Raw genomic sequence first — 17,709 nt, forward strand, 5'->3', positions numbered from 1 at the left:
TGTCAGCACGCTGTCAGACACAACGGAAGACTCATCATGAGAATCGTCGTAATCGGTGGTACGGGCCTGATCGGCTCAGAGTTGGTGCACACGTTGTCCGAAAGTGGTCACGACGCAATCGCCGCAGCGCCCTCGACCGGCGTGAACACCCTGACGGGTGAGGGTCTGTCCGAGGTGCTCGCGGGCGCCGCGGTGGTCGTCGACGTGTCGAACTCGCCGACGCTCGACGACTCGGCGATGGAGTTCTTCCGCACGGCAACCACGAACCTGCTCGCTGCCGAGAAAAATGCCGGGGTGGGCCACCACGTCGCCCTCTCCGTGGTGGGCACCGATCAGTTGGCCCCCCAGAGCGGGTACTTCCAAGCGAAACTATTGCAGGAGAAGCTCATCGGCGACGGACCTGTTCCGTACACAATCGTCCACGCGACCCAGTTCTTCGAGTTCGTCAAGACCCTCGCCGACTCTGCGACGGTCGGCGACACGGTGCGCATGCCGCCTGCCTATTTTCAGCCGATGGCCGCGGCCGACGTCGCGGAAGGGCTCGCTATCGCCGCGGTCAACAACCCCGTCAACGGGATCACCGAAATCGGTGGGCCACAGGCGTTTCTACTTCCCGACCTCATCCGGACCGCGCTGACCGCTCGCGGAGATACCCGCGAGGTCGTCGCTGATCCCGAGGCGCAGTACTGGGGTATCGACATCGAAGAGCGCACCCTCGTCCCTGGTGACGGTGCGACTCTGTTCGAGACACGGTTCGAGGACTGGATTCTCGAAACCGGCGCCAAGGCCTAGCTGAATCGACCTTCCACCACTTCACCGACTGCAACAGATCAAGGCCGACCCGTCGCGACCTGGCTGCGGCCCGCGAGTGTGGTTAGGGTTCCAGCATGACCGACGCCCCCAACATCACCGGCATCCACCACTTCTCCGTGACGGTGCGCGATATCGAAGCGAGCGTGGCCTGGTATCAGCGGGTGTTCCGCGCGGACCGAGTGCCGATCGAATTCCCGCACTACGAACGCGAGGACACTGGTTACGGTGTGCTGCTGGTCGAGCCCCGCTCAGGTCTGGCCATCGGGCTGCACGCAAATACCGGCAATACCGGCGAACAATTCGACGAAGCCCGAACGGGATTGGACCACGTCGGCTTCAATGTGGCCACCCGTGAAGAGCTCGAAGCGTGGACGGCCTGGCTCGACGAACTTGGCGTCGAGCACTCCGGCATCAGAACAGGGGATCAACCCTTCGGGTTCGCCACCGTGGTGTTCCGCGACCCCGACAACATCCAACTCGAACTCTTCACGGTGCTCTGACGCCTAGGCTGCACTCCATGGCCATCGACCGCGCCGCGCTCGTCGCCGGCGGCATCCGACTCGCGTCGGGCATTTCGTTTCTCATCGATCCCGTTCGCGCGAACCGGATTTGGGGCGATCAGGAGGACCAAGGCCCGACGGCGCGATTGTTGTTGCGGTCGATGGGCTATCGCGACGCGCTGATCGGCGGCCTGCTCGCGGCGGCAGCGTTGCGTGGCCGGGACACCCGCGGCTGGTTCCTTGCGTCCGGCGGTGCGGACGCAGCCGACCTGCTCGGCGGGATCAGCGTCCACGACGAGATGAAGCGCTCACAACAGGTGATCGGCCTCGGCGGCGCGGTTATCGGAATCGGCGTCGGGCTGTGGGGCGCAACGCGGCGAACCCGCAAGACACCGCGAGCTGAGGCCTAGACCGACGTCGCCAGCGCCTTGTGGTCCTCGTCGGCGAACGCGTCCTCCAATTGAAGCGGCGAGCAGTCGACGTCGATCTCCCCGACGGGCCTGCCGCGCGCGCTACTGATCGTCCCGAGTCGGCGCATGCCCTTTTCGGCGGCGTAGTGCTGGAACTCGTCCTTCGAGAAACCGAAGGGGACGTCGTCGCCGTAGATGGCGAAAACCTCGTCGGTGTTGCGCAGTGCCAGTGGGATCAACTCGTTCATCCGCGTTTCGAACACCGTCCAGTTGGCATCGTCGGCCGCCACGTGGCGCCGACATGTGAACGTGCCCCACGCCATGTGACGCCGCTCGTCGTCACTGATCCGCTGAACGAGTTCCTGCATGCCGGGCAGAATGCCGCGCTCCGCGCAGATCTTGTGCCAGGCAAAGTATCCGGTCAGCGCCATCATGCCTTCGATCACGTGGTTGTACGTGGCGGACGCCCGGACCTGCGCCGCCGGCGAGGGATCCGATGCCAGCGCCCAAAGCGATTCGGGAAGCTCTTCGTAGAACATCTCCTGGTATGCCGGAAGCTCTTCGATGTAGCCGTGCAGGTCCTCGGTGATCCCGACCGCGTCGAGCCACAGACGAAACACCTGCGTGTGCTTGGCCTCCTCGAATGCGAACTGCGTCAGATACATTTCGTCGCCGAGGCGCCCTTCTGCGTGCATCGCGCTCATGAAGGGCTGGATGTCCTGGGTCACCGCTTCCTCGCCCGCGATGAACTGTGCGCACAGGCGGGTCGCCGAGTCGCGTTCGCGGTCGGTCAGCGACTCCCAGTCGGCCCGATCACGGGAAAAATCGATGTCGGCCGGATCCCAGAACTTCGCGTTGCCCCCCGCGAACAACCTCAACGGCAGGCTGTCCCAATTGAGCCCGCCGGCGCCTAGCGAGCCGAGTCGTGTTCGTGTCATGTCGATCGACCTCCCTGTTTTGACCGTAGAGCAGATCGCAGTCGGGCAACGGTTTTTTGGGATCGGTAGCCACCGGCATTGCATGTACTTGCCGCCATGACGGCGCCAAGGAGGCGCGCATGACGAAAGGAAAACAGCAGTGAACATCGTGCCGACCCGCATCCAGGAACAGGTCAACCGCGTCGACCGCACACGGAGCCTCGTGTTCGGGATCTCCGCCGGTATCACCGCGCTCTGGTGCATCTACCGAATCTTCTGGCTGATCTACACGGCGGCGGCATTCTCCAGCGTCGGCTGGTCGCCGGTGTCGCTGGTCTTCCCGTTCGTGTTGTGGGGCGCGATCGGTGTCGTCGCGGCACTCGTTGCCATCGCGTTCTTGACCCGCTACGCCAAGCAACCCTGAATCTGACGGCCCGGTGGTTCCGCGTCGGACACGCGGAGCCACCGGTTGCCGGACGTCTACAAGATCTCGTTGATGTCGTTCTTCAGGGCTTCGGCATCGGTGCCGAACACCGCTTGGACGCTGTTACCCACTTCAACCACACCCGCAGCTCCCAGACTCTTCAGGCGAGCCTGATCGACCTTGCCCTTGTCGGCGACCTCCACTCGCAGGCGCGTGATGCATGCGTCGACGTTCACGAGATTCCCCCGGCCGCCGAACGCCCCGATGACCTGCTCGGCCTTGCTGTCGGTCGCGACCGGGGCCGGTGCAGTGAGTGTGGTGCCGGAGCCACCCGCCGCGACGGACGTGGCGGCGTCGGCACCCTCGCCGAGGTTCGCTTGCTCCTCGGCCTCGAACTCGTTTTCCGGCTCACGTCCCGGAGTTCTCAGATTCCACTTGGTGATCGCGAACCGGAACAACACGTAGTAGACGACAAAGAACACCGCACCCATCGCCAGCAGTAGCGGGATGTTCTTGGCGGCAGGGGCCGTGCCGTACAGGAGCAGGTCGGCCAGCCCCGCGGAGAACGAGAAGCCCAGGTGGATATCGAGCAGGTAGGCGATGGCCAGGGACAGCCCGGTGAGCACCGCATGGATGAGATACAGGGGGAACGCCACGAACATGAACGCGAACTCCAGCGGCTCGGTCACACCGGTGAGAAACGCAGTCAGAGCCGCCGCGGACAGAATGCCGACAGCGACCTTGCGCTGCTTCTTGTTCGCCACGTGGATCATGGCCAACGCGGCGGCGGGCAGCCCGAACATCAGAATCGGGTAGAACCCGGACGTGAGATGGCCGCCCGTCGGATCTCCAGCAGCGAAGCGGGTGAGTTCACCGGTCACCGTTTTGCCGTCGGGCGTCTGATAGTCGCCGTAGAGGAACCAGACGTACGAGTTCGGAATGTGGTGCAGGCCCAGCGGAATCAGCATGCGGTTGGCGAACCCGTACACGAATGCGCCAAGGGCGCCCGAACCGCCGATGAACCTGCCGAGGCCAGTGAGCCCCGCATTGAAGATCGGATAGAAGTAGCTCATCGCGAACGCGATGAACAAGCTCGCGATCGACACCACGATCGGCACGAAGCGCCTGCCCCCGAAGAATCCGAGGTACGACGGTAATTGGATGGTGTGGTAGCGGTCGAACAGCCACGCAGTGAGCAGACCGACCACGATGCCCGCGAACACGCTGTAGTTGATCTGCGCCTGGTCGCCGGACTTGTCGACCTGGCCGGCCAGGACAATCGGCGACATGGTCTTGAATACCGCTTGCACCACCAGGTAGCCCACGACGGCGGCCAGCGCGGTGGAACCGTCCGCCTTCTTCGCGAACCCGATGGCGACGCCGACGGCGAACAGCAGCGGGAGATTGGTGAACAGCGCATCGCCGGCAGCGCTCATCGCCTTGAAGAACGGCCCGATGACCGGGGCATGGATTCTGCCAAGCAGATCGTCTTGGCCCAGTCGGAGCAGAATCCCGGCTGCGGGCAGCACCGCGATCGGCAGCATGAGGCTCTTGCCGAGCCGCTGCAACTGGGCAAAGCCGGGAATGCGCATGCCCGACTTAGTCTGCGTGCCTTGGGGTTTCGCCGTGTCGCTCATGTCGTTGGCCTCCTGTCGCGCAAACGTTGTCGCCGCCGAAGCTCAGCGGAAGCCTAGACGAGAACCGCCGAACTTGAGGCCGTCTTACCGGCACGCTCGTATTGTTGGTGCGTGAGCACGACGCAGGTCCTCGCCCCGGTCGGCGGGCGTGCGGTTCCGCTTCGCGACGTCCCTGACCCCGTGTTCTCGCAGGGCATGGTGGGCTATGGCGCCGCCGTCGACCCTCCGCGTGGCGTCATCGAGGCCGTCGCGCCGGTCAGCGGCAAGATCTTGAAGCTGCTACCGCACGCCTACATCGTGATGACCGCGGACAACGTGGGCGTCCTGGTCCATCTGGGGCTGGATACCGTCGCGCTGAAAGGCGAAGGCTTCACGGCGCACGTCAGCCAGGGCGACGACGTCACCGCGGGCCAGGTCGTCATCACTTACGACGTTCCGTCGGTCGAGGCCAAGGGGCTCAACCCCATTGTCCCCGTAGTCGTCATGGACGAACGCGAACCAGGCAATGTCGTCCCGTCCGAGGCCGTCTTCGAGGGCGCGGATGTCGCTTCGGGGACAAGCCTTTTCACGGCGAACAAGTAGATGGAAGTCGTCATCCTGGCCGACGCCAAGGAGATTGCCGGTGTCGCTGCCGACGCAATCGGCGCGCTGCTCGATCGCAAACCGGATTCCGTTCTGGGCCTTGCCACCGGATCGTCGCCACTGGCGATCTACGACGAACTCGTGGCACGCTGCGATGCCGGACTGATCTCCTTCGGGCAGGCGCGGGGCTTCACCCTCGACGAGTATGTGGGCCTGCCCGCTGACCATCCCGAGCGGTACCGAAACGTCATCGACAGGGTCTTCGTCTCCCGGGTCGACTTCGCCCCAGGCGCGGTACACGGGCCCGACGGCCTTGCCGCCGACATCCCCGCCGCATGCGCGGCATACGAGAGCGCGATCCGCGAAGCCGGAGGTGTCGATCTGCAGATCCTGGGCATCGGCACCGACGGGCATATCGCATTCAACGAACCGGGGTCGTCGCTGGCGTCCCGTACCCGCATCAAAACCTTGACCAGGCAGACGCGGATCGACAACGCCCGCTTCTTCGGCGGTGACGTCGACTCGGTTCCGACGCACTGCCTGACCCAGGGCCTGGGCACCATCATGGAAGCCCGGCACGTAATCCTCGTCGCTGCCGGTGGTCGCAAGGCCGAAGCCGTGCACCATCTCGTCGAAGGACCGGTCAGCGCCATGTGGCCGGCGACCATCCTGCAGCACCACCCGCACGTGACCACGCTCTTGGATGATGCTGCCGCCCATCGGCTTCAGCTCGCCGGCTACTACCGCGAAACGTACCGCGCGAAACCGCACTGGCAGGGCATCTAAGTGTTACTGACCGCCGACACCCTGCTCACCGGACGAGAACTGTTGCGGCCCGCGTGGATTGAGATTTCCCAGGGCACTGTGACAGCCGTTGGCGCGGGCCCCGCGCCGCGGCCACCGGATCGGGACCTCGGCGCGGTGACGGTGGTGCCCGGCTTCGTCGACACACATGTGCATGGCGGGGGAGGGGGCAGTTTCTCCGCTGCGTCGCGCGCGGATACATCGACCGCCGTGGCACTGCACCGCGAGCACGGCACCACCACACTCGTCGCCTCTCTCGTGACCGCCGGCCAAGACGAGTTGCTCGGTCAGGTAAGACAATTAGCCGACGACGTTCGTGCGGGCTTGATCGCCGGGATCCATTTGGAGGGTCCCTGGATTTCCGCCAAGCGGTGCGGCGCCCACGACCCGTCACTGATGCGCGACCCGGACGCCGCCGAGATCGACCGCGTGCTGGATGCGGGTGAAGGCGCGATTCGCATGGTGACTCTCGCGCCGGAACGGGAAGGTGCATTGACGGCGGTCGGCCAGATCGTCGGTGCGGGCGTGGTGGCCGCCGTCGGTCACACCGAGGCGACCTATGACCAGACGCGATCGGCGATCGCAGCGGGCGCGACGGTGGGCACGCACCTGTTCAACGCGATGCGCCCCATCGACCGTCGCGAGCCCGGTCCTGTCATCGCACTGCTCGAAGATCCAAGGGTGACAGTGGAAATGATCGCCGACGGTGTGCATGTCGATCCCGCCCTGTATCGACACGTCTGCCGGAGCGCGGGATCCGACCGGGTGTCGGTAGTGACGGATGCGATTGCCGCGGCCGGTATGAGTGACGGCGACTATCGCCTCGGGACCGTGGCGGTGGAAGTCACCGACGGGGTGGCCCGCGTCGCGGGAACGCAAACCATCGCGGGCAGCACCGCGACCATGGACCGTCAGTTCAGATTCGCCGTCGAGCACAGCGGACTCGCACCCGATGCGGCGATGATGGCTGCGGTGCGCCAGACGTCGATCAATCCGGCCCGGGCGTTGGGCCTGCCCTGCGCCGGCCTCGCGAGCGGGGCCGCCGCTGGCTTGGTGGTGTTGGACTCCGAGCTCGGGGTGATCGGTGTGATGCGGCAAGGAGTGTGGGTGGTCGAGCCGGAAGGTCGCTAAAGGGCGTCGGCAGAACGGACTATGAGCCGCCCAGACCTACGGTTCAACGCGAAGTGGCGGAGGCCTAGCTGCTCGAGCCACCGGACGACGAAGCGGCCGCTGCCGCGGCTGCCTTGCCCTCCGGGCTGGCCGCGGAATTGCCGGCCTGAGTCGTAGATGCAACTCCGGCGTCGCAGTTGAGGGACACCAGGACCTCGTTGACCGCCGAGCCGCTGCTGTTGGGTGGTGGCTGAACCGTACGTTGCTGCGTGCGGGTGACCAGACAATTGGGCCAAAGATTCTGGTCGCCGACGGTGGTCGACACGACTGGCGTGAAGCCCGCACCGCTGATCGCGGTTTGCGCATCGCTGTACTTCTGACCAGTCACGTCCGGAGGAGACGTGGTGGCGCCTGCCACACCGCTTCCGATCAGGGGCATCGCCAAGAATGCCGCGGCGACGCCGACTATCGGTCGCACCCCGACATGCGCGGCCAGGGTTCGCATCACGAGCCCGCCTTCACGACAGGGCTCGCTACGCTTGTTGCCTCGACTGATGCCGGGGTCGTCCATGTCGCCGTTGCGCCCATGTTCATATTCGCCACGTTGGGCTGCGTGTAGGTCGTGTTGGTTGGTGCATCCCCGGACCCCGCCAGGGTGGCCGAGGAGCCGTCGCGATCGTAGGCGGTTGCCAAGACCCCGAGCGCAACGAATGCCCCCACTCCTGAGATTGCGGCGGCAAGTTTGAGAGTGCGCCCCTCATCGAGCGTGCGGTGAATGTGCATGGCGGGATCGTTGCGCCAGGACCATAAGACTTACTTGATTCAATCTGTGAGATCCCTGATCACCCATCAAACGCCCAAGATTTAACATTCACGCCACAATTGGCTGCATAGCCGTAACATGCCGAAGCGCCGAATCTGCATGGAAATCGTGACTTTTCAACGAGATTGCGATCTACGCGCAGCCTCGCTGTGGTGATTAGGTCTGCAGCTCGTTTCGCAGCACCTTTCCGGCGGGGTTGCGTGGAATCTCGCTGACGATCTCGATGTCACGTGGTTGCTCGTAGCGTGACACCTTGTGTTTCAAGTAATCCCGAAGTTCGGTCGCGTCGAGGGTAGCTGCCGGTCGGGGAACGACGAATGCCGCGAGTCGTTCGCCGTAGTCCTCGTCGGGCACTCCGATCACCGCGTTGTCGGCGACGTCGGGATGTTCGGCGAGAGCGTTCTCCACGGCGCGCGGGTAAACGTTCTCGCCGCCGGAGACGATCATGTCGTCTTCGCGGCCGACGATGTACAGCCGTCCTGCCTCATCGAAATAACCCATGTCGCCGGTGCTCATCATGTCCGCGACACCGTGCTTGGTCTCTCCGCCGGTGTACGCGTCGAAGGTCAGCTCGCCGCCGACGTAGACCTGCCCGGTGACACGCGGCCCAACGGGTTTGCCGTGTTCGTCGAGAATCCGAACCGGGCAGCCGGCGACCGGCCTGCCGACGGTTTCGGGGGCTTCGCGCAGATCGGATGGTGTTGCAAGGGAACCGATGCCGACTTCCGATGAGCCGTAGGCGTTGTAGATCACATCGCCGTATGCGTCCATGAATCGTCGGGCCAGGCTGGGATCGAGACGCGCGCCGCTCGATATCACGACGCGTAGCGACGGCAACGGGTTTCGCGCCCGGATGTCGTCGGGCAGATCGAGTATGCGTGCGAGCATGACTGGCACCGCGGTGAACCCGTCGGCGCCGTGTTCAGAGGCCTGGATGAGCGTGGCTTCGGCGTCAAAGCGGCGCCGGGTCAGCGCCGTGCCACCGAGGGTCAAGGTCAGGATCAGCATTCCGAACCCCAACCCGTGAAACATCGGTACTGCCACCGCGATTCGGGAGCCCACGCGCAGCCCGGTGCGGTCGAGAATCGATGCCCCGGTGCCGAGCGCGGGAGCGATGTCTGGCTTGCGGGGCACACCCTTGGGTCGTCCGGTGGTGCCGGAGGTGAGAAGCACGATGCGGCCGGCCGCAGCGACCTTGGGTCGCCGCTCTGCGGGGCCCTCGTCGGCCGCGGCGGGGTCGACGACGGTGACGGACTGGTCGGCGGCCCTAGCGCGATCGGTGAATTCGTCGTCGCAGATCACCGTTCGGACCCGGTGAGTATTGAGGGCGGCCGCGAGCGCGTCGGTGTGAAAGTCGGTGTTGAGCAACACCACATCGGCACCGACCAACGCTGCGCCGAATACCGCTGCCACGAAACCGCGCCCGTTGCGGCACAAGATGCCGACCGCCTGCCCCCGTGCAACGCCCTGGCGGCCGAGCACGCCGGCGAGGGCTTCGGTTCGTGACAGCAACTCGCGGTAGGTGATCGAGCCGTCGTCGTCGACCATCGCCACGCGGTCTGGCCAGCGCGCGGCCCCGACCGCCAGCAGAGTGAACGGATTCGTGCGGCCGCGGGCCGCTTCGCGAAGTACGCCGAACAAGGCGTGAGGCCCCATGGGCGCAAGCAGCCTGGAGCGCAGAACCGCCCGACCGGCCGTGGTGACCACACTCGGAGTAATCACTGCTCGGCCTCCTGAGCGTTATCCGAATCGGCGGTGCGCCGATACCACAGCTGAGCGGCTCGGTCGATCGGACCGCGCAACAGCGCCGAGGTGACTTCGGCAGGCCAGGCCCACCACGGCGCGATCGTCGCAGGCCGTTCGATGATCGCTTTCGCGACGATGTCCGCCGCCTGATCTGGCGAGAGCCCTGGCACTCTGCGCAGGCTTGGTGTGGGCTCGACCATGCGCGTGCGGATCAACCCCATGTAGACGGAGGTGACCTCGATGCCGTCGTTATGCAGCTCCGGCGCGACGCTGCGCAGCCACGTGTCGAACGCACCCTTGGACGCCTGGTAGGCGCCCCATCGCGGACCAGGGGGAACGCGTACGCCGATGCTCGAGATGTTCACGATGTGTCCGCGGCCGCGCTCACGCATCGCGGGAATCAGGCCAAGTAGCAAGCGAATTGGTCCCAGATAGTTGACGTCGATCGTGCGGACGAAGTCGTGTGGTCGTTCGTATTGCTGGTGTAGTGGCCGCCGGATCGACTTGCCTGCGTTGTTGACGATGATGTCGAGCGGGCCGTGGTCCTTGTCGATGCGCTGCACGAGGTCGTCGACCGCCGCCTCGTCGCTCAGATCGGCGGCGTAGGCGACCGCCCGGCCGCCGCCTTCGGTTAGCGCCGCTGCGAGTTCGTCGAGCTTGTCGGCCGAGCGCGCGACGAGCAAGGTGGTGGCACCGGCGGCCGAAAGCTTGTGCGCTGTTGCCTCGCCGAGGCCGTACGACGCGCCGGTCACGAGGACGGTCTTGCCGTTCACCCCCTCGCGTAGGCGGTCGGGATCCGACAGTCGCGGGGGATTGACGAGCAGGTCGATCGCCTTGCCTGCGATGTTCATGTGACGTGTTTACCCGCCGGAACGCGCCGCTATTACGTGTGCGTGACTAATCATGTACCGTTTGGTACATGATTACTGACAGTGACGTCGGGATCGACGCCCCGGCGGCCGTGGTGTGGGACGTCTTCAGCGATGTCGAGCGGTGGCCCGAATGGACCGCCTCGGTCACCCGGTTGGTCGCGCTGGACGGCCCGGGGATCGCGGTCGGCAAGCGGTTCGAGATCAAACAGCCGCGCATGCCGAAACTGATTTGGGAGGTCACAGAGGTGACGCCGGGCATGTCGTGGACCTGGGTGCAGCGGTCGCCCGGTGGTGTGACCCTTGCCCGCCACGAGCTCGTCGCAGAACCGGCAGGCCGCACACTGGTTCGTCAGCAGATCGACCAGCGCGGTCCCGTCGGCGCATTGGTTGGCCTGTTGATGCGCCGGATGACGAAGCGCTATCTGGAACTCGAAGCCGCCGGCCTGAAAGCGCGAAGCGAGCAGCGTCACCTCAATGGCTCGACCTCCTGACCTCGAGCGGCGTCAGCAGTTGCTCGACGCGGTGGTCGAAGAGGTCGCCGTCAACGGCATCGGTGACCGCTCCCTGCGCGATGTCGCCGCCGCGGTCGGCACCAGCCATCGCATGCTGCTGCATCACTTCGGCACCCGCAACGAGCTCCTCGTTGCGATCGTCGAGGAGGTCGAGCGCCGACAGATGGCCCTACTGCGCGAACTGCCATCCGAGCCGACGGCGGCGATCGCCGCGATGTGGTCTGACCTCCGCCGCGACGAGCTGCGGCCGTTCGAGCGCCTCTTCTTCGAGTGCTACGCCCGCGGGGTCCAGGGCGAGCAGCCGTTCGCACGGATGCATCCGGGCGCGGTCGACACATGGCTCACCGATGCGGCCGCGACGGGCCGGGCGGTCGATCCAGCGTTGATCCGCCTGGGGTTGGCAGTGATGCGCGGCCTGCTGTTTGACCTGGTAGCCACCGGCGACGGCGACGGAGTGGACGCGGCTGCCCAGGCGTTCGTCGATCTCATTCAGCGGGCCGACGTTTAGCCCTTCTGCTCCAACGGGTAGCTCAAGGTGCTCGGGGGGTCTGTCCTGACCAGCACGCAGGCCTTTGTCGCCTGTGTGCCGATCGAAGGAGTACAGATGAAGCTGAAACGAACCGCCGCAAAGATCACGCTGGCCGGTGCCATGAGCATCGCCGCCGCGGGGTTCGGCGCCGGGTTGGCACATGCCGATCCGCCATTCCCGCAACCGCCGCCTTGGCCGATTCCGGTATCGGACGACGGGCCGGGCGTCAACGTGGGCGGACCGGGTAACCCGTACCCGCCGGGGCATGGCTACCTGCCGCCTCCGGGACACGTCGATAACGTCGTCGTACCGGTGTGGGCTCCGCCGCAGCCTCCGCCGCCGTTCTGGGCGCCGTGGCTTCCGGTTGAATGGAACGCGGAGCTCAACGCGTGGGGCGTGTGGTGGAACGGTGGGTTCCAGACGCTCTAGCGCCTCCACAGGACGGTCGCCCTGCCAATACGGCAGGGCGACCGTTCTGTGTTCAGCCTCGGACCAGCCGCTCGCGCACCGCAGCCGCGGTGTCCATCGCGAGCACCTCGTCTGCCAGCCTCCTGGCAGCGCGGCTGTCGGCGGCGCGCACGGCTTCCTTGGTGCCGGGGATGGCCGGGGGAGTGACGGACAGCGCGTCGACGCCCATCCCGATCAGCAGACCCGCGGCGCGCTCATCGGCGGCGAATTCACCGCACACCGAGACCGAGGCATGGCCTGCCGCGCCCTGACACGTCGCGCGCACCAGTTGCAGCATGCCGGGGTCGAAGGCGTCCCCGATCGCGGCGACGGCGTCGTTGTTGCGGTCGGCGGCGAGCGCGTACTGAGTCAGGTCGTTGGTGCCGATGGAGAAGAAGTCGACATGGCGGGCGAAGGCGGCGGCCTTGAGCGCGGCGGCCGGCACCTCGACCATCATGCCCACCTGTAAACCGGCCGGGCGGTTTCGGCCGGCGCGGCCGATCGCTTCATCCAAAAGCCCCCGCGCCGTGAACAATTCGTCGACTGTGGTGACCATCGGGAACATCACACTGACCGGCGTGTGTTGCGCCACCCGCACCATGGCCAACAGCTGGTCGGCCAGCAGCGCCGGATGCGCCAGCGACAGCCGGATGCCACGGACCCCGAGGTAAGGATTCATCTCCGCCGGAGTCGGCAGGAACTCCAACGGCTTGTCACCGCCGACGTCCAAGGTGCGCAGCGTAATCCTGCGTCCGTCAAGCGATTCGGCGATCTTGCGATAGACGGCGAACTGCTCCTCGACGTCCGGGGCATCCTGGCGTCCCAAGAACAAGAACTCGGTTCGCACAAGGCCCGCGAAATCCGCGCCGTGCGCGGCCGCGGCGCGCGCGTCGTCGACCGACCCGATGTTGGCGCCGACCGGAATCGTGACACCGTCGCGTGTGACGGCGGGCTCGGCGGCGCGCGCTTCTGCGTGACGCTGCCGCTGGGCGAGCTCGGCGACGCGAGCGTGAAACTGCTCGCGGACATCTTCGGGCGGGTCGATCACGTACTCACCGCGGCTGCCGTCGACGGCGACGATGGTGCCGTCGGGAATCGACAGCACCGCGGGGCCGGCGCCGACGACAGCGGGAATTCCCTTCGCCCGCAACAGAATGACGTTGTGGGCGTGCGGACTGCCGAACGCGAGTAGGACCGCGGCCACCCGGGTCGGGTCAAGTTCGGCAACCTCGGCCGGGGTCAGGTCGGCCGCGACCAGCACACCTGTCGGACCCGTCGAACTCTCACCGGCGCCAAGCATTGCCCGCAACACCTGATCACCCACCGCGGTGACGTCGTCCGCCCTCGCCTGCAGGTACGGATCCGGCACGGCAGTGAATTCGTCGGCCAACCGAGACACCGCCGCCGCCCAGGCCGATACCGCCGATTGCCCGCCGTCGATGCGGCTTCGTACGTCATCGAGCAGCGCGGCGTCGTCGAGCAACAGCTGATGCGCATCGAAGATCGACGCCTCGGATTCGCCGACATCGCGCGCGGTGCGCGTGCGCAACTGGCCGATCGTGCACCGGACCGCCGCTATCGCCTTGCCGAGACGACGCCATTCCACCGTCGGCTCCTGCGCCGGGATATCCGGAATCGTGATGGCGCCCAACCGCGTCGAGCGCGCGGGTCCGATGCCCAACCCGGGGCTGGCACCGACCGGCGCCTGCCCGGACGGTTGAACCGCGGGAGCGGCTTCCGTCAGAGACTCGTCGAAGTTGCGCGCGGCCAGCGAAAGGATGTGGTCAAGGGCCTCGGCCGCCTGGCTTCCCGACACCCGGATCTCTACCTCGTCGCCGGCCCGAACACCCAATGTGGCGATCTTCGAAAGGCTCGCTGCGTCAACCCATTCCGATTCGGTGCGCAGGTTGCGCAGCCGGGCGTGGGCGTCGCGGCGGCGAACCTCCTGGACCAGCCGTGCGGCAGGCCGGGCATGCAAACCGTGGGGGTTGGCGACGACGAAGGTTGCCGCCAGTTCATCGACGTCCGCCGGCACTTCGGCCGCGGGCACGACAGGCGCCGTCCCGAGGTGACCGATCTTGCCCGCGAGCGCACCCGCGGCTTCCGACGCGACCTCGGCGCTGGAAGCGCCACCCGCCGCGGCGACGGCCGCCACCACCAGTCCTTCGACGAGGGGAGCAGGACACAACACCACCCGCCCGCGGACATCGTCGTCGAGCAGTTCCAGTGCCAGCTCGGCCGAGAGCACCGCACTGCCGAGGTCCATCAGCACCACAACTCCCGAGCCCTGATCCGCTGCTGTGATCGCGTCGACGATCTGCGCGGCGTCGGTTCCGAAAGTGGTCTCGTCAAGGCCTGCGGCGACGGCGATGCGAATCTGCTTGCCGTGCAGCATTTCCTGGGCCAACGCGACCGCGGCGCGTGCCAGCGCCCGGCTGTGCGAGACGACGACGAGTCCTACGGTCACTCGCATCACCCGCTGGTGGCGACGGCGGTGGCTGCGGCCGCGATCAACATCGCAGACGACGCCGCGCCCGGGTCGAGATGGCCGACGCTTCGCTGCCCGAGGTAGCTGGCGCGACCCTTGCGGGCGACCATCGATTCCGTTGCATCTCTGCCGCTTTCGGCCGCGATGGCCGCTTCGGTGAGCCCCGCATCGAGACCGGAGCCGGACGCGAGCACCGCGTCAACCGCATCCAAGGCGGGTGCCAGCGCATCGAACATGGTTTTGTCGCCGGCCTCGGCACGGCCGCGCTGGACGACACCCTCGACGCCGGCGCGCAGCGCCTTGGCGAAATCCCCCGCGTCCACGCTCTCGGCGGAGCCAAGGGCGGGCGCCATCCGCAGGAAGAACGTTCCGTAGAGGGGGCCGCTGGCGCCGCCGACGGACTTCACCAGCGTCATGCCCACCAACTTGCACAACTCGGACATGTCGGCGGGGTTGCCTTCGTTGAGCGCCGCGACGACCGCCCTCATGCCGCGGTCCATGTTGATGCCGTGGTCGGCGTCGCCGATGGCCGCGTCGAGATCGGTTAGATACTGGGCTTTTTCGCCGATCACCCGCGCGAATTCACGGATCCATGCGGTGAGCTGTGCCAGGTCCATTCAGCATCCTCTCCGCAGTGCCGCTGTGTTGACCGGATGGTCCCAGAGCCCAAGCAACTCATCGTCCGCGCGCATCAGCGTGACCGAGCAACCAGCCATGTCCAGGCTGGTGATGTAAGGGCCGACGAGCGACCGGGCGATCCCGACGCCGGCCTTGTCGAGGATGGCGGCGAATTCGGAGTACATAACGTACAACTCGATCAGCGGAGTGGCGCCCATGCTGTTCACGAACAGGACGACGCCGTCGCCGCCAGTGAAGTCGAGATCGGTCAGCACCGGCTCGAGCATCAACTCGGCAACCTCCCTGGCGGACTGCATGGGCAGCCGCTGCCGGCCGGGTTCGCCGTGAATGCCGATTCCCACTTCGATCTCGGTCTCGGACAGCTCGAATGTCGGATGGCCGACGGCGGGCACGGTGCACGACGTCAGCGCGACGCCCATGCTGCGCGACGCCGCGTTGACCCGCCGCGCGACGTCGGCGACGTCCGACAGGCCGCGGCCCTGATCCGCAGCGGCACCGGCGATCTTCTCTACCAATACGGTTGCGCCGACGCCGCGCCGGCCGGCGGTGAACGTACTGTCCTGGACGGCGACATCGTCGTCGACGACGACGGATTCGACGGTGATGCCTTCGGCCTCGGCCAGTTCGGCGGCCATCTCGAAATTCATCACGTCGCCGGTGTAGTTCTTCACAATGTGCAACACCCCCGCGCCGCCGTCGACGTTCTTGGTTGCCTCCAGCATCTGGTCGGGCACGGGTGAGGTGAAAACCTCACCGGCACAAGCGGCGTCGAGCATGCCTCGCCCGACAAAGCCGCCGTGCAGGGGTTCGTGGCCCGAGCCGCCGCCCGAGATCAGCCCGACCTTGCCAGGCACCGGTGCGTCGCCGCGGTACACGATCCGGTTGGTGTGGTCGATGCGCAGTTCGGGATGCGCGATGGCCATACCGCGCAGCGCCTCGGCGATGACGTCGGCGGGATCGTTGATGAGCTTCTTCATCGGATGGCTCCTTACGCAGCGGTGGTCTCGGCGCTCGGGACGGCGATATCGGCGGCAGGTATGGCGTCGGCGCGGGTGCGTGAGATCGCGACATAGGCGAATGCGGCAGAGGCCTTGCGGTGTATCACACCGAACACGGTGAACACGAGAATGAACGTACCCACGAACTCGGCGAAAAAGGCCTGTTTCGACGCCTCGGGCGAAGCGACCGGGGCAATCAGCCTGGTGGTGCCATCGACGTGCCGGTATGGCCGCCGCGCCGAACGTGAGGTTATGTGCGACATTTTCGCCATTCTTCGTACACAGCTTCACATTCGGCTCCTAGACGGGCGCTCCGGCGGCGCGCAGCGCGGTGCGGGTGCGCTCGACGATGGTGGCCTGGCGGTAGCGCAGCATGTCGGAGCTGACGCGGACGATGCGCCACCCGAGCGCTTCCGCTTCGGCCTGCCAGTCGATATCGCGGTTGCGTACGTCAGGGTCAGTCCAATGTTGGATGCCGTCGTATTCGACGCCGACCCGCCAGTCGTCCCAACCCATATCGATGCGGTGCACGAATCCGCCGAAGTCGTCGAACACCTCGATTTGCGTGCGATGCGGCCGCAAACCGGCCGACGTCAGAACAAGCCGCGTGCGTGTTTCCTGCGGCGACTCCGCGCCTGCATCGGCCAAGCTCAACGCCTCGCGTAATTGCACCGTGCCCCGCGCACCGCGGTGGCGGTCGGCGATCGACACTATGTCGGTTGGTTTGACGTGCGTGGCCTGCATGAGCGCATCGATCCGGATGACGGCAGTCGTCAGGCCACGCCTGCGGCCGAGGTCGAAGGCCGTTCGCGCCGCTGTCGTGACGGGAACGCCCCTGACGAAACAGCTTTCGTCATCCCACAGCTCGTCGCTGTGCAGGATGATTCCTTTCGTCTTGTGTCGACTCGGCTGATTGAGTTCAGCTGGTCGTTTCGCGTCGATCCACCGCGTACCGAGCAGTGCGGCCGCGGACAGCCCTGCTACCGTCGCGCGCCGTCCCGACCACAGCCACGCGGCGACCGCTTTGTCGGCAGCGGCCAATTCTTGCCCTTTCGGGACGTACACGTTGCGAAACACCGCGTCGTAGCGCGTCCTCAGCTGATACCTGTTGACGGCGCCGCGTGCCAACGCCTCGGTTCCCAGGAACGGCCAGTCGAGTGCCACGTCGATACGACGACGCTTCGCTCGCCGAGGTTCCGCCGGCCAACGTGAGGCTATGTACGAAGTTCCGCTGATTCTTGGTACATAGGTTCACGTTGGACGAACTAGTGTTTGCGCCGGTCGCGGATGAATGCAAGCAGGCGCGGATCGTCGGAGGTGAACCTGTCGACTTCTTCGCCGCCGTCGCAGCGCAGTAGCCCGATCGTCACGCTGGACTCTGTCCGGGAGATCACCTCCCACACGGCACCGGCGTCTTCCCACCGCTGCAATTCCTCGACCCGATCGACGTGCATGCTC

The 17,709-nt window shown here is 66.1% G+C and carries 21 protein-coding genes; 10 read left to right on the forward strand and 11 right to left on the reverse strand.

Going from position 1 to position 17,709, the window contains the following annotated elements; genetic code table 11:
- Positions 1 to 36: 36 nt before the first annotated feature.
- The 3 genes from ACWW36_RS17235 to ACWW36_RS17245 all read left to right on the forward strand — a co-directional run bounded on the left by ACWW36_RS17235 (position 37) and on the right by ACWW36_RS17245 (position 1,723).
- A complete protein-coding gene (locus ACWW36_RS17235) occupies positions 37 to 792 on the forward strand; it encodes an SDR family oxidoreductase (protein WP_456137209.1) in 756 nt (251 codons plus the stop codon).
- A 95-nt stretch (positions 793 to 887) separates the two neighbouring features.
- A complete protein-coding gene (locus tag ACWW36_RS17240; protein WP_456137210.1) occupies positions 888 to 1,313 on the forward strand; it encodes a VOC family protein in 426 nt (141 codons plus the stop codon).
- A 17-nt stretch (positions 1,314 to 1,330) separates the two neighbouring features.
- A complete protein-coding gene (locus ACWW36_RS17245; RefSeq protein WP_456137211.1) occupies positions 1,331 to 1,723 on the forward strand; it encodes a DUF4267 domain-containing protein in 393 nt (130 codons plus the stop codon).
- On the opposite strand, the gene ACWW36_RS17250 is transcribed toward ACWW36_RS17245, so the two are convergent.
- Positions 1,720 to 2,904, reverse strand: a complete 1,185-nt coding sequence (locus ACWW36_RS17250; protein ID WP_456137212.1) for a R2-like ligand-binding oxidase — start codon at positions 2,902 to 2,904, stop codon at positions 1,720 to 1,722. The two genes, ACWW36_RS17245 and ACWW36_RS17250, sit on opposite strands and share 4 nt — an antisense overlap.
- On the opposite strand from ACWW36_RS17250, the gene ACWW36_RS17255 reads away from it, so the two are divergent.
- Positions 2,801 to 3,064, forward strand: coding sequence for a hypothetical protein (locus ACWW36_RS17255; RefSeq protein WP_456137213.1), 264 nt, complete (start codon positions 2,801 to 2,803; stop codon positions 3,062 to 3,064). The two genes, ACWW36_RS17250 and ACWW36_RS17255, sit on opposite strands and share 104 nt — an antisense overlap.
- A gap of 56 nt (positions 3,065 to 3,120) precedes the next feature.
- Here ACWW36_RS17255 and ACWW36_RS17260 read toward each other — a convergent pair whose 3' ends face one another.
- Complete coding sequence (locus ACWW36_RS17260) at positions 3,121 to 4,701, reverse strand: PTS transporter subunit EIIC (protein ID WP_456137214.1); 1,581 nt, start codon at positions 4,699 to 4,701, stop codon at positions 3,121 to 3,123.
- A 111-nt stretch (positions 4,702 to 4,812) separates the two neighbouring features.
- Between ACWW36_RS17260 and ACWW36_RS17265 the strand changes: the two genes are divergently transcribed.
- From ACWW36_RS17265 to nagA, 3 genes are read left to right on the forward strand one after another with little or no spacing between them, the layout of a single operon-like run.
- On the forward strand, positions 4,813 to 5,283 hold the full coding sequence (locus ACWW36_RS17265) for a PTS sugar transporter subunit IIA (protein WP_456137215.1): 471 nt from the start codon (positions 4,813 to 4,815) through the stop codon (positions 5,281 to 5,283).
- On the forward strand, positions 5,284 to 6,069 hold the full coding sequence (gene nagB, locus ACWW36_RS17270) for a glucosamine-6-phosphate deaminase (protein WP_456137216.1): 786 nt from the start codon (positions 5,284 to 5,286) through the stop codon (positions 6,067 to 6,069).
- A complete protein-coding gene (gene nagA, locus ACWW36_RS17275; RefSeq protein ID WP_456137217.1) occupies positions 6,070 to 7,218 on the forward strand; it encodes an N-acetylglucosamine-6-phosphate deacetylase in 1,149 nt (382 codons plus the stop codon).
- A gap of 64 nt (positions 7,219 to 7,282) precedes the next feature.
- On the opposite strand, the gene ACWW36_RS17280 is transcribed toward nagA, so the two are convergent.
- The 3 genes from ACWW36_RS17280 to ACWW36_RS17290 all read right to left on the reverse strand — a co-directional run bounded on the left by ACWW36_RS17280 (position 7,283) and on the right by ACWW36_RS17290 (position 10,617).
- Positions 7,283 to 7,702, reverse strand: coding sequence for a hypothetical protein (locus ACWW36_RS17280; protein ID WP_456142525.1), 420 nt, complete (start codon positions 7,700 to 7,702; stop codon positions 7,283 to 7,285).
- 474 nt (positions 7,703 to 8,176) lie between these two features.
- The gene (locus ACWW36_RS17285) at positions 8,177 to 9,742 is read right to left on the reverse strand and encodes an AMP-binding protein (RefSeq protein WP_456137218.1); all 1,566 of its coding nucleotides are present in this window, start codon (positions 9,740 to 9,742) and stop codon (positions 8,177 to 8,179) included.
- Entirely contained in the window at positions 9,739 to 10,617 is an 879-nt protein-coding gene (locus ACWW36_RS17290) for an SDR family NAD(P)-dependent oxidoreductase (RefSeq protein ID WP_456137219.1), read from the reverse strand. Before ACWW36_RS17290 ends, ACWW36_RS17285 begins: the two co-directional genes overlap by 4 nt.
- 68 nt (positions 10,618 to 10,685) lie before the next feature.
- On the opposite strand from ACWW36_RS17290, the gene ACWW36_RS17295 reads away from it, so the two are divergent.
- The 3 genes from ACWW36_RS17295 (at position 10,686) to ACWW36_RS17305 (ending at position 12,108) form a co-directional block, all read left to right on the forward strand.
- A complete protein-coding gene (locus ACWW36_RS17295; RefSeq protein ID WP_456137220.1) occupies positions 10,686 to 11,129 on the forward strand; it encodes an SRPBCC family protein in 444 nt (147 codons plus the stop codon).
- Positions 11,113 to 11,658: a TetR/AcrR family transcriptional regulator gene (locus ACWW36_RS17300; protein WP_456137221.1), complete on the forward strand. Its 546-nt coding sequence runs from the start codon at positions 11,113 to 11,115 to the stop codon at positions 11,656 to 11,658. Before ACWW36_RS17295 ends, ACWW36_RS17300 begins: the two co-directional genes overlap by 17 nt.
- Positions 11,659 to 11,754: 96 nt before the next feature.
- A complete protein-coding gene (locus ACWW36_RS17305; RefSeq protein ID WP_456137222.1) occupies positions 11,755 to 12,108 on the forward strand; it encodes a hypothetical protein in 354 nt (117 codons plus the stop codon).
- Positions 12,109 to 12,160: 52 nt separating this feature from the next.
- On the opposite strand, the gene ptsP is transcribed toward ACWW36_RS17305, so the two are convergent.
- From ptsP to ACWW36_RS17335, 6 genes are all read right to left on the reverse strand, one after another.
- Positions 12,161 to 14,593 (reverse strand): phosphoenolpyruvate--protein phosphotransferase, encoded by a 2,433-nt coding sequence (gene ptsP / locus ACWW36_RS17310; RefSeq protein ID WP_456137223.1) that lies wholly within the window; start codon positions 14,591 to 14,593, stop codon positions 12,161 to 12,163.
- A gap of 5 nt (positions 14,594 to 14,598) precedes the next feature.
- Positions 14,599 to 15,231, reverse strand: coding sequence for a dihydroxyacetone kinase subunit DhaL (gene dhaL / locus ACWW36_RS17315; protein ID WP_456137224.1), 633 nt, complete (start codon positions 15,229 to 15,231; stop codon positions 14,599 to 14,601).
- Entirely contained in the window at positions 15,232 to 16,230 is a 999-nt protein-coding gene (gene dhaK, locus ACWW36_RS17320; RefSeq protein WP_456137225.1) for a dihydroxyacetone kinase subunit DhaK, read from the reverse strand. It abuts the gene before it with no gap.
- Positions 16,231 to 16,241: 11 nt separating this feature from the next.
- Positions 16,242 to 16,514 carry a hypothetical protein gene (locus ACWW36_RS17325; protein ID WP_456137226.1) on the reverse strand — a complete coding sequence of 91 codons (273 nt, stop codon included), beginning with the start codon at positions 16,512 to 16,514 and terminating at the stop codon, positions 16,242 to 16,244.
- Between the two features lie 37 nt (positions 16,515 to 16,551).
- Complete coding sequence (locus ACWW36_RS17330; protein ID WP_456137227.1) at positions 16,552 to 17,415, reverse strand: endonuclease domain-containing protein; 864 nt, start codon at positions 17,413 to 17,415, stop codon at positions 16,552 to 16,554.
- Between the two features lie 101 nt (positions 17,416 to 17,516).
- Positions 17,517 to 17,705, reverse strand: a complete 189-nt coding sequence (locus ACWW36_RS17335; RefSeq protein WP_456137228.1) for a hypothetical protein — start codon at positions 17,703 to 17,705, stop codon at positions 17,517 to 17,519.
- Positions 17,706 to 17,709: the final 4 nt, after the last annotated feature.

This window comes from Mycobacterium sp. MMS18-G62 (assembly GCF_053877835.1).